The 19,012-nt window shown below is 68.5% G+C and carries 18 protein-coding genes; 7 read left to right on the top strand and 11 right to left on the bottom strand.

All coding sequences use genetic code 11. The features are described 5' to 3' along the window. Window positions 1–2: 2 nt before the first annotated feature. The 5 genes from DK368_RS03445 (at window position 3) to DK368_RS03425 (ending at window position 4,686) form a co-directional block, all read left to right on the top strand. Window positions 3–1,088, top strand: a complete 1,086-nt coding sequence (locus tag DK368_RS03445; protein WP_114392174.1) for an amino acid ABC transporter permease — start codon at window positions 3–5, stop codon at window positions 1,086–1,088. A 2-nt stretch (window positions 1,089–1,090) separates the two neighbouring features. Beyond that, window positions 1,091–1,852, top strand: coding sequence for an amino acid ABC transporter ATP-binding protein (locus DK368_RS03440; RefSeq protein WP_114392173.1), 762 nt, complete (start codon window positions 1,091–1,093; stop codon window positions 1,850–1,852). Between the two features lie 486 nt (window positions 1,853–2,338). Then, window positions 2,339–3,172: an MBL fold metallo-hydrolase gene (locus DK368_RS03435; protein ID WP_240002320.1), complete on the top strand. Its 834-nt coding sequence runs from the start codon at window positions 2,339–2,341 to the stop codon at window positions 3,170–3,172. Window positions 3,173–3,301: 129 nt separating this feature from the next. Then, a complete protein-coding gene (locus DK368_RS03430) occupies window positions 3,302–3,865 on the top strand; it encodes a YcbK family protein (protein WP_162305844.1) in 564 nt (187 codons plus the stop codon). A gap of 98 nt (window positions 3,866–3,963) precedes the next feature. After that, window positions 3,964–4,686 (top strand): hypothetical protein, encoded by a 723-nt coding sequence (locus tag DK368_RS03425; RefSeq protein ID WP_114392170.1) that lies wholly within the window; start codon window positions 3,964–3,966, stop codon window positions 4,684–4,686. Window positions 4,687–4,803: 117 nt separating this feature from the next. Here the strand turns inward: DK368_RS03425 and DK368_RS03420 are convergent, their stop codons facing one another. The 6 genes from DK368_RS03420 to DK368_RS21235 form a co-directional block, all read right to left on the bottom strand. Then, a complete protein-coding gene (locus DK368_RS03420; protein WP_162305843.1) occupies window positions 4,804–5,430 on the bottom strand; it encodes an outer membrane protein in 627 nt (208 codons plus the stop codon). Window positions 5,431–5,709: 279 nt separating this feature from the next. After that, complete coding sequence (locus DK368_RS03415) at window positions 5,710–6,252, bottom strand: DinB family protein (RefSeq protein WP_114392168.1); 543 nt, start codon at window positions 6,250–6,252, stop codon at window positions 5,710–5,712. Window positions 6,253–6,336: 84 nt separating this feature from the next. Next, on the bottom strand, window positions 6,337–6,861 hold the full coding sequence (locus DK368_RS03410; RefSeq protein ID WP_114392167.1) for a type 2 periplasmic-binding domain-containing protein: 525 nt from the start codon (window positions 6,859–6,861) through the stop codon (window positions 6,337–6,339). Window positions 6,862–7,118: 257 nt separating this feature from the next. Beyond that, window positions 7,119–9,248 (bottom strand): polyribonucleotide nucleotidyltransferase, encoded by a 2,130-nt coding sequence (gene pnp / locus DK368_RS03405; protein ID WP_114392166.1) that lies wholly within the window; start codon window positions 9,246–9,248, stop codon window positions 7,119–7,121. A gap of 282 nt (window positions 9,249–9,530) precedes the next feature. After that, complete coding sequence (rpsO, locus tag DK368_RS03400) at window positions 9,531–9,800, bottom strand: 30S ribosomal protein S15 (RefSeq protein WP_114392165.1); 270 nt, start codon at window positions 9,798–9,800, stop codon at window positions 9,531–9,533. Window positions 9,801–9,825: 25 nt separating this feature from the next. Continuing rightward, window positions 9,826–9,987, bottom strand: a complete 162-nt coding sequence (locus tag DK368_RS21235) for a hypothetical protein (protein WP_155524458.1) — start codon at window positions 9,985–9,987, stop codon at window positions 9,826–9,828. A gap of 221 nt (window positions 9,988–10,208) precedes the next feature. Here DK368_RS21235 and DK368_RS03395 point away from each other — a divergent pair, with 221 nt between their 5' ends. Beyond that, window positions 10,209–12,431: a TonB-dependent hemoglobin/transferrin/lactoferrin family receptor gene (locus tag DK368_RS03395; RefSeq protein WP_205028020.1), complete on the top strand. Its 2,223-nt coding sequence runs from the start codon at window positions 10,209–10,211 to the stop codon at window positions 12,429–12,431. Between the two features lie 82 nt (window positions 12,432–12,513). Then, the gene (locus tag DK368_RS03390) at window positions 12,514–13,548 is read left to right on the top strand and encodes a DUF6607 family protein (protein ID WP_114392564.1); all 1,035 of its coding nucleotides are present in this window, start codon (window positions 12,514–12,516) and stop codon (window positions 13,546–13,548) included. 54 nt (window positions 13,549–13,602) lie between these two features. Here the strand turns inward: DK368_RS03390 and truB are convergent, their stop codons facing one another. The 5 genes from truB to infB form a co-directional block, all read right to left on the bottom strand. Continuing rightward, window positions 13,603–14,547, bottom strand: a complete 945-nt coding sequence (truB, locus tag DK368_RS03385; RefSeq protein WP_114392164.1) for a tRNA pseudouridine(55) synthase TruB — start codon at window positions 14,545–14,547, stop codon at window positions 13,603–13,605. Further along, entirely contained in the window at window positions 14,537–15,082 is a 546-nt protein-coding gene (gene rbfA, locus DK368_RS03380) for a 30S ribosome-binding factor RbfA (RefSeq protein WP_114392163.1), read from the bottom strand. Before rbfA ends, truB begins: the two co-directional genes overlap by 11 nt. A 133-nt stretch (window positions 15,083–15,215) precedes the next feature. After that, window positions 15,216–15,596, bottom strand: a complete 381-nt coding sequence (locus tag DK368_RS03375) for a type II toxin-antitoxin system VapC family toxin (RefSeq protein WP_205028018.1) — start codon at window positions 15,594–15,596, stop codon at window positions 15,216–15,218. Window positions 15,597–15,606: 10 nt separating this feature from the next. Then, window positions 15,607–15,990, bottom strand: a complete 384-nt coding sequence (locus DK368_RS03370; protein WP_114392162.1) for a type II toxin-antitoxin system Phd/YefM family antitoxin — start codon at window positions 15,988–15,990, stop codon at window positions 15,607–15,609. Window positions 15,991–16,110: 120 nt separating this feature from the next. Then, a complete protein-coding gene (gene infB, locus DK368_RS03365; RefSeq protein WP_114392161.1) occupies window positions 16,111–18,867 on the bottom strand; it encodes a translation initiation factor IF-2 in 2,757 nt (918 codons plus the stop codon). Between the last annotated feature and the right edge of the window lie 145 nt (window positions 18,868–19,012).

Raw genomic sequence — 19,012 nt, 5'->3', positions numbered from 1 at the left:
GCATGGACCGCCCCGCCCTGCCGCCCCCCGCCGCTCTGCGGTCCAGCCCGCTGCACTGGGTCCGGCGCAACCTGTTCTCCACCTGGTACAACAGCCTGCTGACGCTGCTGATCCTCGCTGCCGCCTGGACCCTGGTCCCGGGGCTGGCGGCTTGGCTGGTGGGCCATGCGGTGTGGAGCGGCGATGCCGCCGCCTGCCGGGCCGAGGGCGCCGGGGCCTGCTGGGCCTTCGTGGCGGAGAAATGGCGCTTCAGCCTGTTCGGCACCTATCCCGTGGAGCAGCATTGGCGCCCGACCCTGGCCATGCTGCTGGTGGTGGGCCTGCTGCTGGGCAGCGCCGACCGCCGGCTCTGGGGCCGGCCGCTGCTGCTGCTGTGGCCCGTGGTCCTGCTGCTGGCCGGCCTGCTGATGCAGGGCGGCGTGCTGGGGCTGGAGACGGTGCCCACCTATCTCTGGGGCGGGCTGCCGCTGACGCTGGGCCTGTCCGTGGTCGGCCTGGGGCTGGCCTTTCCGCTGGGCGTGCTGCTGGCCCTGGGCCGCACCAGCGCGATGCCGGTGTTCCGGGCGCTGTGCACCGTCTATATCGAGCTGGTCCGCGGAGTGCCGCTGATCAGCATCCTGTTCATGGCCAGCGTCATGATCCCGCTGTTCCTGCCGCAGGATGTGACGGTGGACAAGCTGCTGCGGGCCCAGATCGGGCTGGTGCTGTTCGCCGCCGCCTATCTGGCCGAGGTGGTGCGCGGCGGATTGCAGGCCATTCCCAAGGGTCAGGTGGAAGCGGCCAGCGCCCTGGGGCTGAGCTATTGGCAGCGCACGCGCATGATCGTGCTGCCCCAGGCCCTGGCCCTGGTGATCCCGCCGCTGGTCAACACCTTCATCGGCTTCTTCAAGGATACCAGCCTGGTGGTCATCATCGGCCTGCTGGACCTGCTGGGCGCGGCCAAATCGGCCCTGACCGACCCGGCCTGGCGCGGTTTCTACCGCGAGGCCTATCTGTTCGTGGCCGTGATCTATTTCATCTTCTGCTACGCCCTGTCCCGGTACAGCCGGCATCTGGAGGCGCAACTGTCCAAGGGGAGACGGCGGTGAGCATGCCTGCGCGCGAGGCCCATCCGGGCGAGCCCATCATCGAGCTGGACGGCGTCAACAAATGGTATGGCGCCTTCCATGTGCTGCGCGATGTCAGCCTGTCCGTAGCCAAGGGGGAGAAGATCGTCATCTGCGGTCCCTCCGGCTCCGGTAAATCCACGCTGATCCGCTGCATCAACCGGCTGGAGGAGCATCAGGCCGGCAGCATCCGCGTGCATGGCGTGCCGCTGGACAACGACATCAAGCATATCGACGCCATCCGCCGCGATGTCGGCATGGTGTTCCAGAGCTTCAACCTGTTCCCCCACCTGACGGTGCTGGAGAACTGCACCCTGGCCCCGGTCTGGGTGAAGAAGATGCCGAAAAGCGAGGCCGAGGCCCTGGCCCGCAGGTTCCTGGAGCGGGTGCGCATCCCCGAACAGGCCGACAAATATCCGGGCCAGCTGTCCGGCGGCCAGCAGCAGCGCGTGGCCATCGCCCGCGCGCTGTGCATGAACCCGTCGATCATGCTGTTCGACGAACCCACCAGCGCACTCGATCCCGAGATGGTCAAGGAGGTGCTGGACGTGATGGTGGATCTGGCCGAGGGCGGCATGACCATGCTCTGCGTCACCCACGAGATGGGCTTCGCCCGCCGGGTGGCCGACCGCATCGTCTTCATGGACCGGGGCGAGATCGTTGAGGTGGCCCCGCCGGAGCAGCTGTTCGCCGATCCGCGCAACGAGCGCACCCGGCTGTTCCTGAGCCAGGTGCTGAGCCACTGACCATGCCGCACGGGGGGATGGAAAAAAGTTCGGGCGAGCGCGACAGGGATTCCATTGGTGCGGCGTAAAAGGCATGTCGCTGGCCGCACGGGAGCCCAACCGAAGTGCGGTCCGGATCTGCAGCCCACCTACCCCATGGCAGATCCGAGCGGCAAGGGAGCCCACGCCCCCGGTCGAGTCTGCGGTGTCGCCCCATGCCGCATCCCCCTCGACCGGGGGCGCCTTTGCCCGGTCCCGGCGGCAGACCCCGCCGCAGCATTCCCCCATCACCCGGTTTCCGCCGGTGGCCGCACCGTCGTCCGCTCCGCCCCGGCGGGGAATGACCGCAACCCGCCGGTTCCGGGCGGGAACCGGGCGCCCGCGGCCCGGTCCGGCCGCCATGCCGCCATAGCGCCCGTTCCACCGTTCAGATCAACAAAGGCTCGACAAGGCGCGGCCCTTGGGGCCACGCTGCCGGCGCCAGACACGAAAAGGGGGGATGGGCTGGTGGCTGATGGGGGGTTTTACCTGCGGTTCCGCGGGGTCCGCGGCAGCATCGCGGCGCCGGGTCCGGATACGGCCCGCTATGGCGGCAACACCCCCTGCCTGGAAGTGCGCTGTGGTCCGCATCTGCTGATCGTCGATGCCGGCACCGGCCTGCGCGCCTTCGGGGACGAGTTGCTGAAGGAGCAGCCGCTGGATGCCGACATCCTGCTGACCCATACCCATTACGACCATATCGTCGGCCTGCCCTTCTTCGCCCCGGCCTATCAGGGCTGCAACCGCTTCACCCTGTGGGAAGGGCATCTGGGGCCGGACATGCCGCTGGAGGAGGCGCTGCGCGAGTTCATGTCGGCGCCGCTGTTCCCGGTGCCGCTGAACATCATCGAAAGCAATCTGCGCTTCAGCAAGTTCCAGGCGGGCGACACGCTGACCCCGCGTCCCGGCGTCACCGTGCGCACGGCCCCGCTGAACCATCCCAACAACGCCACCGGCTACCGCATCGAGTATGGCGGCCGCTCCCTCTGCATCATCACCGACACCGAGCACCCGGCCGAGGGCCGGGACCCGCGGGTGCTGGCGCTGGTGCGCGGTGCCGACGTCATGATCTACGACGCCACCTACACCGATGAGGAATATGGCCGCCGCATCGGCTGGGGCCATTCCACCTGGCAGGAGGCGTTGCGCCTGGCCGATGCCGCCGGGGTGGGGCAGGTCTATCTGTTCCACCACGATCCCGGCCGCAGTGACGGCGATCTGGATGCCATCGGTGCCGCGGCCGCGGCACGCCGCCCCGGCACCCTGGTGGCGGTGGAAGGCAGCACCGTCACCCTGATCTGACCCCCGGTTCCGGGGTGACAGACATGCGGCCCATCCGGCCGCTTTGCCACGCCCCACCCCCTTCGTGGTAGTCTCGGCCGGTCCGTTCCCTGGCCGAGTCCGGCCTGCATCCTGGGGGAGACGCCGCCCGTGCCGCGCCTCGGTCTGTTCGTCCTGATCGCCTGCCTGTTCCTGTCCGCCTGCGCCAGCCGGGCGCCCCAGCCACCGGAAGCCCCGGAGCTGCCGCCCCTGCCCGATGTGCGCCGTGTGGTGCTGGTGCACCCGCAGAGCAAGGAACGGGCCGACGTGGTCTATTACCACAATGGCGGATACGACCCCCGGGCCATGGAGACGATCGACCTGCTGCTGCGCGACCGCAGCACCGGCGAAACCACGCGCACCGACCCGCTGCTGATGGATTTCGTGTTCGATCTGCTGTACCGCACCGGCCTGCCCAGCAGCACCGAGGTGCTGATCTCTTCCGGCTACCGCTCGCCGCAGACCAATGCCAAGCTGGTGTCGCAGAACGGCAATGCCGCGCGCGAGAGCTTCCACATGCAGGGCAAGGCCATCGACTTCAAGGTGCCGATCCTGCCCGGCGCCGCCCTGGCCGAGATCGCCAAGACCATGCAGCGCGGCGGCGCCGCCTATTATCCCACCACCGGCCACACCCACATCGACACCGGCCCGGTCCGGACCTGGAAGACGCGCTGACGCGGGCGGCCCCCCTTCTGGAAAAGCCGTCGCAATGCCGCCCCGATGGGTTGTAGCTTTCCGCGGCAAGCACGAGCGGGATCTGCGGGAGTCGGGGCATGGGCCGGAAGGGCATGAAGCGAGCCGGGCTGGTGGCCGGGGTGGCGGGGATGATGGGGCTTGGCGCCTGCACCGGCCCGGTGGCGGAAACCACCGTGCCCCTGATCGGCGCCGGCGACCGCCTGCCCCCCATGGCGGTGAAGCGCGAGGTGCCCAGCGGCACCGGCGACATGGTCTTCATCCGCGAGGAGGCACTGCGGGGCGGTGTGCGCTATGTGCTGTCCACACCGTCCGGGCGGGTGGGCAGCGTGGCGGTACAGACCGTGCGCGACGCGCCGCTGGACAGGCTGCGGGTGGAGGAAGGCGAGGCCCGCGCCCTGTATCTGGCCCAACTCCGCCTGAACCGGGCCGATGTGGAGACGCTGGCGCACACGCTGACGGTCGATGGCCGTCCGCTGAAGCTGCCCCCGGCGGATGCCGGCGCAGACGAGCTTTACATCTACGGCTTCGTGGCCCTGGTCCGGTCGGGGACCGAGGCGCCCCGGCTGGCGCTGGTGGAATGCCAGTCGCCCCAGCAGCGTCAGGATCACCGCCTGGCCGGATCCGCCGCCGGCAACGGCCTGACCTTCCATGACGACAAGGGACGGCCGGCCAAGGACGGTATCCTGCAGGTGAAGGACCGTGCGGCGGCCCGCATGGCGCTGCTGCGCTATATCCAGGACCGGGTCGCCGCCCGCGACTGCCATGCCGACCGGCCGCTGGAACTGGGAAACGAGGGCTGAGCGGCCCGCGCGCATGGAAAGAAAAAGCCCCGGCGCGGGGGGCGCACCGGGGCTTTGATCCCTGCCGGTCCGGCGGGGAGGGGATGGGACCGGCAGGGAAAGCTGAACCGCTCTGGATCAGAAGCGGTAGGCCACACCCACGCGCAGGGCGCTCTCGTCCGGCTTGGCTTCGCCGGCGATGGTGCCGAGGGTGAAGTCCTTGTTCTCATAGTTGGTGTAGGTGTACTCGGCGCGCACCAGCACGTTCGGCAGAACCGCGGCCTCGACGCCACCGCCGAAGCGGATGCCGTCCAGATCCACATTGTCCTTGCCGGTGACACCACCGGCGGTGCCCTTCAGCTCGAACTTGCTGCGCTCCCAGCCCACGCGGCCATAGGCCAGCAGGGTGTCGCTCACCAGGTAACCGGCACGGGCCGACAGGCCATAGGTCACATCGCCGTCAATCTTGCCATTGATGCCGGCGGTGTTCAGCTTGCCGTTGGTGTCGTTGTAGCCGACCTCGCCCTCACCGCCGAAGTAGAAGCGGTCGAAGGTACGGCCGTAACCGGCGTAGCCGCCGAAAGCCCAGCCATCAACGGACTTGTCGGAGTTGCCGGCAGTGGTCTTGGCATCCAGGCCGGCATCGCTGTAGCCGGTGTAAACGCCGACATACGGGCCATCGAACACGCTCGCGGCCAGAGACGGCGTCGCAGAGAGGGCGACCAGAGCCGTAGCGCCGAACAAAGCGGAAGCAATCCGGGACATAACGTTTCTCCTAATCAGGTTCCCTAAAGGGTGCACGACGCTGTGGCGCATACATGCGCACCCCAAAGCCGATTGTAGTCTACGGCTGTATTTGTCAGTCCGTCGGTTCGACTTAAAGTCGAGGCATCGTCCGGCTGACAGGAACCTTCTTACGCCCCCCGGCCCGGCGGAACTGTGCGGCTCGTCACAGAAGTCATGTTTCACTTTCATGACGCGGCTGCGAGCCATGAATGGAATAGGCGGTTGAAGAAACCCGTCCCGCCCCCAAAGGGCAGCCCATCACGCATCAAGCCCGAGGGCGGCCAAGTCGGCGGCCCGCAACCCGGCATCGGCGGACAGGAAGAACTCGTCCAACTGCGGCGGGCGCACCTCGGTCCCGGCCAGCATGGCATGGACCTGGCCGCGATGATGGATCTGATGCACGAACAGATGCGGCAACACGGTGCCCACCGTTTCCAGCTCGATGCCGCGGCGGCCTCGGTCGAGGCGCACCGGCCGTTCCAGCGCGGCATCGGTGAGACTGTCACAGAACGCCACCAGGTCCCGGTCGCTGGCCCGCTGGGCCGCGGCCAGGGCGGCGACCTCGGCGAACGGCTCCTCCGGCTCGAAGCAGGACAGGCCCCGGCCGCCGGCAGTGAGCGCATCGAGATAGTACCAGTCCACCGTGAGGATATGGTTGAGGGTGGCGCGGATCGAGGGGAAGAAGCTGGTGCGCCGGGCGGCGACGGCCGCCGGATCAAGGGCGCAGCAGGCGGTCAGCAGCCGGTGGTTGGAGGCGGCGTTGTTGCGGGCCATGGCCCGGACATGCGCGGCGAGACTCATCGGCACCCTCCCGTCTGGATCAGAGCTTCGGGGTGACACAACGGGCCGGATACGGCAAGGGTCCCGCGGCGGGCGGGCCACCGCTCAGTCGCGGCGGGCCGCCATCTGGGGCTGCGGCAACTGCCGCAGCGTGGCCGCGCCCAGAACCAGCGTGCCGAAGCTGTCATCGGCCACGGCGGCGGGGCGGAGGTCGGGGCTGGTATCGACGAAGCCGCGGCTGACGGCATCGCCCAGATCGATGACCCGGAAGGAACAGGTAGTCAGGGCCTGCTCCAGCCCGTCATCGCCCGGCTGCGCCAGGACGACCAGGGCGGCAGCCCTGTCGTCACAGACCGCCCGCGCAGCGGCGGCCAGATCGGCATCGGTACGCCAGCCGGCCCGGTCGTCCCGGCTCCAGCCATGGGCCTCGGTCAGGCGCAGCAGCAAGGCGTCGGCCTGGCTGTCGCGGCCATCGACAAGGACAGGGCGACCGGCCAGGGCGGCCAGATTGCCGGCGAAGGCCCCGTCACGGGACAGGATCAGCAGGGTACGGCTGTCCTGCGGCGCCGCAACGGCGGAAAAGGACAGGAACACAGCGGACAGAGCCGCCGCAAGGAGACGCGGGGACATGGGGGGAGGATCGTTGTGGTGCCGGCGGGGAACCGACCGGCCATGAGGATGTGACTTATATAGGGCAGAAAAGGGGCGGACCGTGTGGAGTCCGTCACATCCTATCCGTCGGCATAGGCGCAGGTGCCATGCCGCGACCGCATGGGGCCGCGCGCCGTGGCCAACGGCCAAAGAAAAACCCGCCGGTCGCAACCGGCGGGTCGTTGGCTCGGCGATGACCAGATCACCCCGGCGACGGGATGATCCGGTCCGGGGGATCAGCCCTCGGCCGCCTCGTCCTTCTTCTTCGACAGGTCCTCGCCGGTGGCCTGATCGACCACCTTCATGGACAGCTTCACCTTGCCGCGGTCGTCGAAGCCCAGGACCTTCACCTTCACGCTGTCGCCCTGCTTGACCACGTCGGTGACCTTGGCCACGCGCTCGTTCTTCAGCTCGGAGATGTGGACCAGGCCGTCGCGGGAGCCGAGGAAGTTCACGAAGGCGCCGAAGTCCATGACCTTGACGACCTTGCCCTCGTAGATCTCGCCCACCTCGGGCTCGGCCACGATGCCCTTGATCCACTTGATGGCGGCTTCGGCGGCCTTGCCGTCGACCGCCGCCACCTTGACGGTGCCGTCATCCTCGATGTCGATCTTGGCGCCGGTCTGCTCCACGATCTCGCGGATCACCTTGCCGCCGGAGCCGATCACGTCGCGGATCTTGTCCTTGGGGATGTTGATCACGGTGATGCGCGGGGCGTTCTGGTTCACCGCCTCGCGGGCGCCGGACAGGCCCTTGGCCATCTCGCCCAGGATGTGGATGCGGCCCTTGGCGGCCTGCTCCAGGGCGATCTTCATGATCTCCTCGGTGATCGAGGTGATCTTGATGTCCATCTGCAGCGCGGTCACGCCCTTCTCGGTGCCGGCCACCTTGAAGTCCATGTCGCCGAGGTGATCCTCGTCGCCCAGGATGTCCGACAGGACGGCGAACTTGTCGCCTTCCTTGATCAGGCCCATGGCGATGCCCGCCACCGGGCGGGGCAGCGGCACGCCGGCATCCATCAGCGACAGCGAGGTGCCGCAGACGGTGGCCATGGAGGAGGAGCCGTTGGACTCCGTGATCTCCGACACCACGCGCAGGGTGTAGGGGAACTGCTCCTTGGCCGGCAGCAGCGGATGGATGGCGCGCCAGGCCAGCTTGCCATGGCCGATCTCGCGGCGGCCCGGAGAGCCCATGCGGCCGGCTTCACCCACGGAGTACGGGGGGAAGTTGTAGTGCAGCATGAAGTTCTCGCGGTACTCGCCTTCCAGCGCGTCCACGATCTGCTCGTCCTGGGCGGTGCCCAGGGTGGCAACCACCAGGGCCTGGGTCTCGCCGCGGGTGAACAGGGACGACCCATGGCTGCGCGGCAGCACGCCGACCTCGGCCACGATCGGGCGGATGTCCACGGTGGTGCGTCCGTCGATGCGCTTGCCGGTCTCGATCACCGAGCCGCGCAGGATGTCGCTCTCCAACTCCTTGAACTCGGTGGCGACCGCCTCGGGGGCGAAGCCCTCGGCCACCAGCGCCTCCAGAGCCTTGCTCTTGGCGGCGCCGACGGCGGCGTACCGCTCCTGCTTCACGGTGATGGCGTAGGCGGCCTTGACGTCGGCGCCGACCACGTCCTTCAGGCGGGCCTTGACCGCGGCGCGGTCATAGGCCGGCGGCGGAACGTCCATGGGTTCCTTGGCGCACATCTCAGCCAGGTCGATGATCAGGTCGATCACCGGCTGGAATTCCTTGTGGCCGAACATCACGGCGCCGAGCATGACCTCTTCGGACAGCTCCTTCGCCTCGGACTCCACCATCAGCACGCCTTCCTGCGTGCCGGCGACCACCAGCTCCAGATCGGTGTCGTCGAGCTGTTCCAGGGTCGGGTTGAGGATGTACTGGCCGTTCTTGTAGCCGACGCGGGCAGCGCCGATGGGGCCGAGGAAGGGCACGCCGGAAATGGTCAGAGCGGCCGAGGTGCCGATCATGGAGACGATGTCGGGATCGTTCTCCAGATCATGGCTCAACACGGTGCAGACGACCTGCGTCTCGTTGCGGTAGCCATCGGCGAACAGCGGACGGATGGGACGGTCGATAAGGCGGGAGGTCAGCACCTCCTTCTCGGTCGGGCGCCCCTCGCGCTTGAAGAAGCCACCGGGGATCTTGCCCGCGGCGAAGGCCTTCTCCTGGTAGTTCACCGTCAGCGGGAAGAAATCCACGCCGGGCTTCGGAGCCTTGGCGGCCACGGCAGTGCAGAGCACCACGGTGTCACCGTAGGTGGCGATCACGGCGCCGTCGGCCTGACGGGCCACCTTGCCGGTCTCCAGGATGAGCTTGCGCCCGCCCCACATCATCTCCTTGCGGAAAACCTTGAACATGTCGTCGTTCCTTCCATCCGAAACCCGAGACACCCCGGATTGGGCGCCGGGCCGGGGCTCGATCGGCCGCCCCGCCTGTTAGTCCCCTCCTGAAATGCGAAGCGGCCAGCCGGGGGGGGTCCCGGCGGGCCGTCCGGCCGCATGACCGCTACCGGCCGGTTCCGGCCCGCCGCGGGTGCCCCGCCGGCGACAACATGTCCCCACCCGGCGGAGCCGGGGCCGTATGGACGGGAGGGGACAGGTCGAACGTCACGGAGGATGGCACCCTTTCGGCGTGTGGCGTCAGCGACGCAGGCCCAGGCGCTGGATCAGGGTGTCATAGCGACCCTGGTCCTTGGCCTTGAGATAGTCCAGCAGACGACGGCGCTGACCGACCATGACCAGCAGACCGCGGCGGGAGTGGAAATCCTTGGCATGCGCCTTCAGGTGCTCGGTCAGATTGCTGATGCGCTCCGACAGGATGGCAACCTGGACCTCGGGCGAACCGGTGTCGCCGTCCTTGGTCTTGTACTCTTCGATGAGCGTCTGCTTGCGCTCCGGCGTGATCGACATCGGATGTCTCCGTCTTCAGATGGTTTCAACAGGCGGACCGGGCGGAAATTGCCCCCTCGACGGGCGCCGCGGCCCACCAGGGGCCGAAACGGGTACGCGTCCGCACGCCGCGGGGCCGGGCCGGGATGTCGTCCAGCACGGTTCCGAACGGTTGCAGACGTCGATCGGTGGCGGACAAATGCGGCATGGCGGGGTCCGGGTCAAGGGGATTCACGCCGCAACAGCCGCCCCCTGCATCCGGTGCAGAGCCGCTGGGCCGGACCCGGGACCCAGGTCCGGCCGACGGGCGGAGACGTCCACCGGTCCCGACCTGCAATTGCAAATGAGATTGACTCTCATTTGCTGTTCCGCGTAATGGGCTGAGCCCCTCGGTGAAAGGGGACCGGGAACGAGAATGGGTAGACAGAGATGAAGGCAAAGCTGCTGCGGGCGACGCTCCCGCTGGTGTTCACAGGGCCTCTGGTCACGGGACTGACCGCCGCCGCCCAACAGACGCCCCCCGGCGCGCCGGCGCCGACCCAGGTGGCGGCGATGTCGCTGGAGGAGGTGACAGTCACCGCCACCCGCAGCGAAAAGCTGGTGATCGAGGCACCAGCCACGGTCAGCGTCATCGACGCGCGGGAAATCCAGGACAATCTGGTCACCGACATCAAGGATCTGGTCCGCTATGAGCCCGGCGTGTCGGTGCGCAACAGCCCGGCCCGCTTCAGTGCTGCCGGCGCCTCCACCGGCCGCGACGGCAACAGCGGCTTCACCATCCGTGGCCTGGAAGGCAACCGGGTGCTGATCCAGGTGGACGGCATCCGCACGCCGGACGCCTTCAGCTTCGGCCCGCAGGCCACCGGCCGCGGCGATTTCACCGATCTGGATCTGGTGAAATCGGTCGAGATCCTGCGCGGCCCGACCTCCGCCCTGTATGGCAGCGACGGCGTGGCCGGCGCCGTCAGCTTCGTCACCAAGGACCCGGCCGACTATCTGAAGACCGGCGAGGCCCTGCACGGCGAGGCGCGGGTCGGCTATTCCGGTGCCGACAGCAGCTGGAGCATGGGTGCGCTCAGCGCCGCCCGCGCCGGCCGCTGGGAGATGCTGCTGGCCTACACTCACCGCGACGGCGAAGAGCAGAAGACCAAGGGCAGCAACGACAGCGCCACTGTCAACCGCACCAAGGCCAACCCGCAGGAGATCAATTCGGACTCCGTGCTGGGCAAGCTGGTGTTCCATGCCAACGAGGCCCACCGTTTCCGGCTGACCGTGGATTATCTGGACCATGACACCGATACGGACGTGCTGAGCGGCCGTTCCGGCACCGTGGCCAACCTGACGGCCAAGGACGATACCCGCCGCAGCCGCGTCAGCCTGGATCACCTCTACAGTGCCGGCACCGTGGCGCTGGAGGCGCTGCACTGGACCGGCTATTACCAGGACGGCAAGGTCCGGCAGTTCTCGGCCGAGGACCGCACCACCGCCGCCGACCGCACCCGCGACAGCCTGTTCAAGAACAAGGTCGGCGGCCTGTCGGTCGAGGCCAACAGCCAGACGCTGGGCAAGACCCTCACCCACCGCCTCAGCTATGGCGGCGACATCTCGCTGACCCGCCAGACGGGCCTGCGCGACGGCGTGACCGCCCCGGTGGGGGAGCGCTTCCCGACCAAGGCCTTCCCCGACACCGACTACATGCTGGGCGGTCTGTACCTGCAGGACGAGATCACCGCCCTGGACGGGGCGCTGTCGCTCTATCCCGCCGTCCGGCTGGATTATTACCGGCTCGACCCGGACGACAACGATCCGCTCTACCCCTATGAGACGGCCAAGGCCAGCGACTGGCATGTGTCGCCGAAGATCGGCGGCGTCTACTGGGTCACGCCGGCGGTCGGACTGTTCGCCAACTATGCCTGGGGCTACAAGGCGCCCAGCCCGTCCCAGGTCAATAACGGATTCGAGAACGTCATCTTCAATTACCGGTCCGAGCCCAATCCGGACCTGAAGCCGGAAACCAGCGAGACCATCGAGGGCGGGCTGCGCTTCCGCCGGAATGGCTGGAGCGCCAGCGCCACCGGCTTCGCCGGCTGGTACGACGACTTCATCGAGCAGGTGCAGGTGTCCGGCAATCTGACACCCGGCAATCCCGGCGTGTTCCAGTATGTCAATCTGAACAAGGTCAAGATCACCGGCGGCGAGGCCAAGGTCCAGTACCGGTCGGAATCGGGCTTCGGCGGCATCGCCACCGCCGCCTATGCCCGGGGCCACAGCAAGCAGGACGGGGTCAAGACGGCGCTGGACAGCATCGATCCGGTGAAGCTGGTCGCCGGCCTGACCTATCAGGACCCGCAGGACCGCTTCGGCGGCCAGCTCTCCGTCACCCGCTCGGCCGGCAAGGCTCAGTCCCGCACCTCCTGCGGCTCGGGCTGCGCCACCATTCCCTTCACCCCCGGCCCCTTCACCGTGGTCGATCTGACCGGCTATTGGACGGTATCCGAGATGGTCACGCTGCGGGCCGGTCTCTTCAACCTGTTCGACGAGAAGTACTGGTGGTGGAGCGATGTGCGCGGCCTGGGCGCCAGCAGCAGCTTCGTCGACGCCTACAGCCAGCCCGGCCGCAACGCCAGCGTCTCGCTGACCGTCCGGTTCTGAGCGCACCCGGCACTCCGCGCCCGCAGGCCGTCCACACGGCCGGTCGGCGGGCGGTTCCGATCCTGATGACAGGAGATCGATGATGACACGCTTGTCCTGGCCGCGGGTGTCCTGGCTGCGGGCCGCCCTTCTTTCCACCCCCCTGCTGGGCGCCACCCTGCCGGCCCTGGCGGCGGAGGGCATGGCCGCCGCCGCCTGCCCCGCCGCCGTGGCGCCGCAACGCTGCGCCAGCTTCCAGCAGGACCGCCAGGCCATTCTGGCCATGGCGGGCGACTACCGGGTCCGGTTCGACTTCCGCGAGACCGTTCCCTTCGTCGCCGACTACACCCCGATCGAGCCCAAGCGCAGCGGCGGGCACGAGGTCGTGCGCGTGATCGAGGACAGCGGCACCACCATCCGCCTGCAGCATCTGCTGGTGGTGGAGGACGAGGACGAAAAGCCGGTGGTGATCAAGCATTGGCGCCAGGACTGGACCTGGGAGCCGGAGACGGTGCTGACCTATGAACGGGGCGGCCAGTGGCGCCTGACCCCGGTGGACGCCGCCAGCCGCAGCGGCGCCTGGAGCCAGACCGTCTGGCAGACCGACGACAGCCCCCGGTATGGCGGTGTCGGCCGCTGGGAGCATGATCTGGGCGTCCCGCGCTGGACCAGCGGTCAGGGGCTGCGCCCCCTGGCCCGGCGTGACGCCGTGCGCAAGCCGCCCTACAACCGCTATCTTGCCGTCAACCGGCATGCCCTGACGCCCACGGGCTGGGTGCACGAACAGGACAATGCCAAGCTGGGCGAGCGCGACGGGAAATCCGTCACCATCGTCCACGAGGTGGTGCTGAACACCTATACGAAGTTCGACCAGTACCCCGTGGCCGCCGCCGACGCCTATATGGAGAAGACGGCCACCTATTGGGCCGCCGTGCGCCGGGCCTGGGACATGGTGGCCGCGCGCGACGGCGGCATCCATGTGGAGGAGGAGGCGGAGAACGGCGCCGTCACCGGGCCGAAGCTGATGGATCTGGCCGACGGCATCAATGCCGGCACGGTTCAGACGGCGGACGCCATCGCCCAGGCCCGCACGCTGATCGAGACGGCGACCCGGCCGGTGAAGACCGCCACGCGCTGACAGGAAGGAAAGGGCCGGTCCCAAGCCAACGGGCCGGCCCGTCGATCCCCGGCGTCAGACGTGCAGGATGCGAACCGGTTTGATCTCCGCCCCCTCGACCCGGACAAGGGCCACGGGGCGCCCGCCGCTGCTGGCCAGGGCCATGGCGTCCCCATCCTCGCCCACGCTGGCACGCACCGCATCCAGCCGGGTCAGATCGGTGCGCTTCAGCAACAGCACGCTCTGGCCCTGGCGCAGCTTCTGTGCCTCGTCCCCGGTCAGCGACAGCTCGGGCAGCTGGTCCAGCGCCGTTTCGATGGGCAGCAACAGACGCTGCGGATCGCCCTCGGCCACCGCCTGCTCCAGCTGCTCCAGCGTCAGGGCATGGTCCAGGGTGAAGCGCCCCACCGACAGGCGGCGCAGTTCACCGATATGGCCGACCGTGCCCAGGGCCATGGCCAGATCGCGGGCCAGCGAGCGCATATAGGTGCCCTTGCCGCATTCCACCTCGAACCAGGCATGGTCGCGGTCCGGACGGCCGGTCAGCAGGAAGCTGTCCACCCGCACCTGCCGGGATTTCAGCGCCACCGTCTCGCCCTCGCGCGCCAGATCATAGGCGCGCTCGCCCTCCACCTTGATGGCGGAATATTGCGGCGGGATCTGCTCGATCCAGCCGTGGAAGCGCTCCAGCGCCGCCTCGATGGCCTCGTCCGTCGGCCGCACGTCGCTGCTGGCGATGACACGGCCGGCACGGTCGTCGGTGTCGGTGGCCTCGCCGAACTTCAGCAGGAAGCGATAGGTCTTGGTCCCGTCCATGGCGTACTGGACGGTCTTGGTCGCCTCGCCGAAGGCGATGGGCAGCACGCCGGTGGCAATGGGGTCCAGGGTGCCGCCATGCCCGGCCTTCTCCCCCTGGCAGAGCCAGCGGCACTTGGCCATGGCCTGGGTCGAGGTCAATGTGCCCGGCTTGTCCAGCACCAGCCAGCCATGCAGCGGATTGCCCTTGCGCTTACGCGCCATGACGGCCCCCGTCCCGGCTGTCGTCCCGGTCGCCCTCATCCTCCCCGGCGGCCTCCCCGGCAGCGTCGGCCGCATCGGCATCGGCCCCATCGGCATCGTCGGCCGGCAGCAGCGCATCCCGGTTCAGTGCCATGCCTTCGGCATCCAGATCGCGGGCCACCTGGGGATCGTGCAGGATGCGGTCGATCTTGCTGGCATAGTCGAAACTGGTGTCCATCTGGAAGCTGACGCGCGGCGCATAGGGCAGGCGCACCTCCTGTGCCACCTGGCTGCGCAGGAAGGCCGAGGCCCGGTTCAGGGCCGGGATCAGCTCGGCATGGCCGCCGCCCAGCGGCATGATGAAGGCCGTGGCGTTCTTCAGGTCGGGGCTGATGCGGACCTCGGTCACGGTGATGTTCAGATCCTGCAGGGCCGGATCGCGGAACTCGCCGCGGCGGAAAATGTCCGCCAGGGCATGCCGGATCTCCTCGCCCACGCGCAGCTGCCGCTGGCTCGGGCCTTTGGCGGTGCTGCCGCCGGAATGTTTGCGCGTCATCGTCCAATATCCTTCACCCTGGCCGGGGACTGGGACCCCGCCACCAGGAACAGTGCCACGCGGCGTTTGGAAGGGCGGTGAGGTAGCACAAATGCCGGCGGAACGCACCGGGAAGAATCGCGAAAATGGCCGCCTACCAGAGAACCGGCAGGCCGTAGGCCACAGCGGCCGGATCCTTTGTGACCAGGGTCAGCCCTTCCGTCATGGCTTGGGCCACAATCATCCGATCAATGGGATCGCGATGATGAAGAGGCAGGCGGGCGGCCAACAGGGCGTGTGCCATTGAAACCGGAAGGAATGTGATCCCCGCTTCGACCATTCGCCCCCACAGGGTGGGCGGCAGCGGCAGCTTGCCCCGAGCAGCCTTCATTTCCAATTCCCATGCCGTCACCACACTGACATGCAATCGGGTTCGCGGCTCGGCAAGAGCGCGCCGCGCCGGGCCTGACAGGCGGTCAGGCGCTGCGATCCGCCACAGAGCAGCATGGGACTCCAGCAGCAGGCCCAAGGACATGCCCTATCGCTCATTCGGGAATGATCTGAGGATCGCGCATGGCGTCAAGGACATCAGCCGGCAACGGTTGCTGCAGGGCATCCACATCGATCTGCCCCACCAGCATCCCGAACAGGGAGCGGCGCCGGGCAGCGAGCCCCTCGGGAATTGCCTCGCCTCCCTGGACAGCACCCTCCCGGGACGGGTCCACGGCCACGATCCTGGCCACCACCTGCCCGCCATCGGGGATCAGGATCTGCTCGCCACGGCGGGCACGCGCGACCAGTTCCGGCAGGTTGTTGGCATCCTGCAGGGCAACGCACGTCCTGTCGCGATCAATATGCCCGGGCGTCGGCGTCTCCCTGGCGGGCGGTTCAGTCAGCGGCCCCTCGGCATGTCGGCCCCCTGCGTCCAACCAGGACCGGCCATGACGGAACGATAGACCGCCGCCGGTGTGGCGGCAAAGAAAAAGGCCGGCGCCCTGCCCCCGGAGGGGTGGACACCGGCCTTGGAACCGGGGGGAAACTGCCGGCGCTTACAGGGCGCGGGCGATCTCCTCCATCTCGAAGGCTTCGATGATGTCGCCTTCGCGGATGTCGTCGTAATTCTCGAAGGCCATACCGCATTCGAAGCCTTCGCGCACTTCCTTGACCTCGTCCTTCATGCGCTTCAGGGTCTTCAGCGTGCCTTCGTGGATCACCACGTTGTCGCGCAGCAGGCGGACCTTGGCGCCGCGCTTGACGATGCCTTCGGAGACGCGGCAGCCCGCGACCTTGCCGACCTTGGTGATGTTGAACACCTGCAGGATCTGCGCGTTGCCCAGGAACTTCTCCCGCAGCGTCGGCGACAGCATCCCGGTCAGCATCTGCTTCACGTCGTCGATGATGTCGTAGATGATCGAGTAGTACCGGATCTCCACGCCATCGCGCTTGGCCATGTCGCGCGCCTGCGGGTTGGCGCGGACGTTGAAGCCCACCACCAGCCCCTTGGAGGCGTTGGCCAGGGTGATGTCGCTCTCGGTGATGGCACCGACGCCCGACATCAGCACGCGTACCTTCACCTCGGTGTTCTCGGCCGTCAGCTTTTCCAGCGCGCCGGCAATGGCTTCGACCGAGCCCTGCACGTCGCCCTTGATGACGATCGGCAGTTCCTTGGCCTCGCCGGCCTGGATCTGCTTGAACATCTGCTCCAGCGAACCGCGGCCGGACTTGGCAGCCTCGGCCTCGCGCTTCTTGCGGGCACGGTATTCGGTGATCTCGCGGGCACGGCCCTCGCTCTCCACCACCACCATGTCCTCACCGGCCAGCGGCACGCCGTTGAGACCCAGAACCTCCACCGGTGCGGCAGGGCCGGCATCGGCAACGTTCTGGCCGCGGTCGTTGACCAGGGCGCGGACACGGCCCCACTCGCTGCCGGTGACGACGATGTCGCCCACCGTCAGCGTGCCGCGCTTCACCAGCACAGTGGCCACGGGGCCGCGGCCCTTGTCCAGCTTGGCCTCGACCACCACGCCCTCGGCGGCGCGGTTGGGATTGGCCTTCAGCTCCAGGATTTCCGCCTGAAGCAGGATGGCCTCTTCCAGCTTGTCCAGATTCAGCCCGGTCTTGGCCGAGACCTCCACGTCCAGCACGTCGCCGCCCATGGCCTCGACCACCAGCTCGTGCTGCAGCAACTCGTTGCGCACCCGCTCCGGCTTGGCCGCCGGCAGGTCGCACTTGTTGATGGCGACGATGATGGGAACCTTGGCCGCCTTGGCATGACGGATGGCCTCCGCCGTCTGCGGCATGACGCCGTCGTCGGCAGCAACCACCAGCACCACCACGTCGGTGACGTTGGCACCACGGGCACGCATCTCGGTGAAGGCGGCGTGGCCCGGCGTGTCGATGAAGGTGATCTTCGAACCGGACTGCAGCTGCACCTGATAGGCGCCGATATGCTGGGTGATGCCGCCGGCCTCACGGGCCGCCACGTCGGTCTTGCGCAGGGCGTCCAGCAGCGAGGTCTTGCCGTGGTCGACATGGCCCATGACGGTGACGACCGGCGCGCGGGGCAGCAGATCCGCCGCCTCGTCCTGGCCGCCGCCGATGCCGATCTCCACGTCCGCCTCCGACACGCGGATGGGACGATGGCCCAGCTCCTGCACCACCAGCTCAGCCGTATCGGCATCGATGGTCTGGGTGATGGTGGCCATCACCCCCATGCGCATCAGCGTCTTGATGACGTCGGCGCCGCGCTCGGCCATACGGTTGGCCAGGTCGCCGACCGTGATGACCTCGGGGATGGTGACGTCACGGGTCACTTTCTGGGTTTCCTGACGGCCGAACTGGCGCAGACGCTCGCGCTCACGGGCACGGCGGGCGGCAGCCAGCGAGCGACCGCGCTGGCCCTCGTCCTCGGTCAGCGCCTGGGAGATGGTCAGCTTGCCCGAGCGGCGCTTGTCGCCGCCCTTGACCTTGGAAGCCGGGGCAGGAACCTTGGCAGCCGGCCCCTTGGTGTTGCCACCGACCTTGCGGCGAGGGCTGTCCTCGTCCTCCTCCTCCGCACGGCCGGTGACCGGGCCGCGGGGAGCCAAGGCGCCACCGGGAGCGGGGCGGGCCGTATCGGCCGAGGCCGGACGGGTCGCCGCGCCAGCCGTACCGGTCCGGGACGGGCCGCGCTCGTCGGTGCGGGCGGCGGCCTTCTTGGCCTCCTCCTCCTTCCGGCGGGCTTCCTCTTCCTGGCGGCGGCGCTCGGCCTCCTCCACGGCGGCCTTTTCGGCCTCCTGGATGCGCTTCAGCTCTTCCAGCTCGCGACGGCGGATGGTCTCGTCGTCCAGCGGCTCGGCGGCCACGGGCTCCGGCTCGGGCGCCGAGGCAGCAACGAGTGCCGCCTGGGCCTCGGCCTCGGCGCGCTGACGGGCCTGCTCGACCTGCTCGGCTTCGCGGCGCTTGCGCTCCTCCTCGGCCAGGGCGACGGCGCGCAAACGGGTGTCGCGCTCCGCATCGCTCAGCTGCCGTCCGGCCAGGCCGCCACGGCCCGGCTGGCCGCGCAGGCCCTGGGCCGCATGGCGGGCCGCGGCACCGCCATCGGCCACGCCGGGCACGGCGGCCTTATTGATGATGCGCTTGGCCGGCTTGACCTCGACCGCCACATCCTTGCCCCGGCCGTGCGAGAACTGTTGACGCACGACGCCCTGCCCACCCCCGGCGGGGGGCTGGCCGGCCGCCTTCGTGCCCCCGCCCAGCGACAGCTTGGGGCGGGCACCCGGGCCCTGTACTTTCGTGTCGCGGTTCTGGTCGTTCGTATCGCTCATCCCAAATCCGACAGGTAAGTCGTTGATCCGCCACCCGCAGTCCGTCCGGTCCACTCGGGGCCGATCATTCTGCGCGGGTCCTGCGCCAAGGGACCCAAACTCAACCGTGCCGGCGCTCAATTCCCTTGCACGGGCCGGAATGCCA

The organism is Oleisolibacter albus (assembly GCF_003336875.1).
GTDB lineage: Bacteria > Pseudomonadota > Alphaproteobacteria > Azospirillales > Azospirillaceae > Niveispirillum > Niveispirillum album.
Note: the sequence above shows the minus strand (reverse complement) of the source record. Positions and strands in the feature narration are given on the sequence as shown.

Bases quoted from the DNA above. Each gene is read 5' to 3' on its own strand.
- DK368_RS03390 (WP_114392564.1), top strand. From the start codon at position 12,514: ATGACACGCTTGTCCTGGCCGCGGGTGTCCTGGCTGCGGGCCGCCCTT.
- DK368_RS03445 (WP_114392174.1), top strand. From the start codon at position 3: ATGGACCGCCCCGCCCTGCCGCCCCCCGCCGCTCTGCGGTCCAGCCCG.
- rbfA (WP_114392163.1), bottom strand. From the start codon at position 15,082: ATGACGCGCAAACATTCCGGCGGCAGCACCGCCAAAGGCCCGAGCCAG.
- DK368_RS03415 (WP_114392168.1), bottom strand. From the start codon at position 6,252: ATGAGTCTCGCCGCGCATGTCCGGGCCATGGCCCGCAACAACGCCGCC.
- truB (WP_114392164.1), bottom strand. From the start codon at position 14,547: ATGGCGCGTAAGCGCAAGGGCAATCCGCTGCATGGCTGGCTGGTGCTG.
- rpsO (WP_114392165.1), bottom strand. From the start codon at position 9,800: ATGTCGATCACGCCGGAGCGCAAGCAGACGCTCATCGAAGAGTACAAG.
- DK368_RS03395 (WP_205028020.1), top strand. From the start codon at position 10,209: ATGAAGGCAAAGCTGCTGCGGGCGACGCTCCCGCTGGTGTTCACAGGG.
- infB (WP_114392161.1), bottom strand. From the start codon at position 18,867: ATGAGCGATACGAACGACCAGAACCGCGACACGAAAGTACAGGGCCCG.
- pnp (WP_114392166.1), bottom strand. From the start codon at position 9,248: ATGTTCAAGGTTTTCCGCAAGGAGATGATGTGGGGCGGGCGCAAGCTC.
- DK368_RS03375 (WP_205028018.1), bottom strand. From the start codon at position 15,596: ATGTCCTTGGGCCTGCTGCTGGAGTCCCATGCTGCTCTGTGGCGGATC.
- DK368_RS03420 (WP_162305843.1), bottom strand. From the start codon at position 5,430: ATGTCCCGGATTGCTTCCGCTTTGTTCGGCGCTACGGCTCTGGTCGCC.
- DK368_RS03425 (WP_114392170.1), top strand. From the start codon at position 3,964: ATGGGCCGGAAGGGCATGAAGCGAGCCGGGCTGGTGGCCGGGGTGGCG.
- DK368_RS03440 (WP_114392173.1), top strand. From the start codon at position 1,091: ATGCCTGCGCGCGAGGCCCATCCGGGCGAGCCCATCATCGAGCTGGAC.
- DK368_RS03410 (WP_114392167.1), bottom strand. From the start codon at position 6,861: ATGTCCCCGCGTCTCCTTGCGGCGGCTCTGTCCGCTGTGTTCCTGTCC.
- DK368_RS21235 (WP_155524458.1), bottom strand. From the start codon at position 9,987: ATGCCGCATTTGTCCGCCACCGATCGACGTCTGCAACCGTTCGGAACC.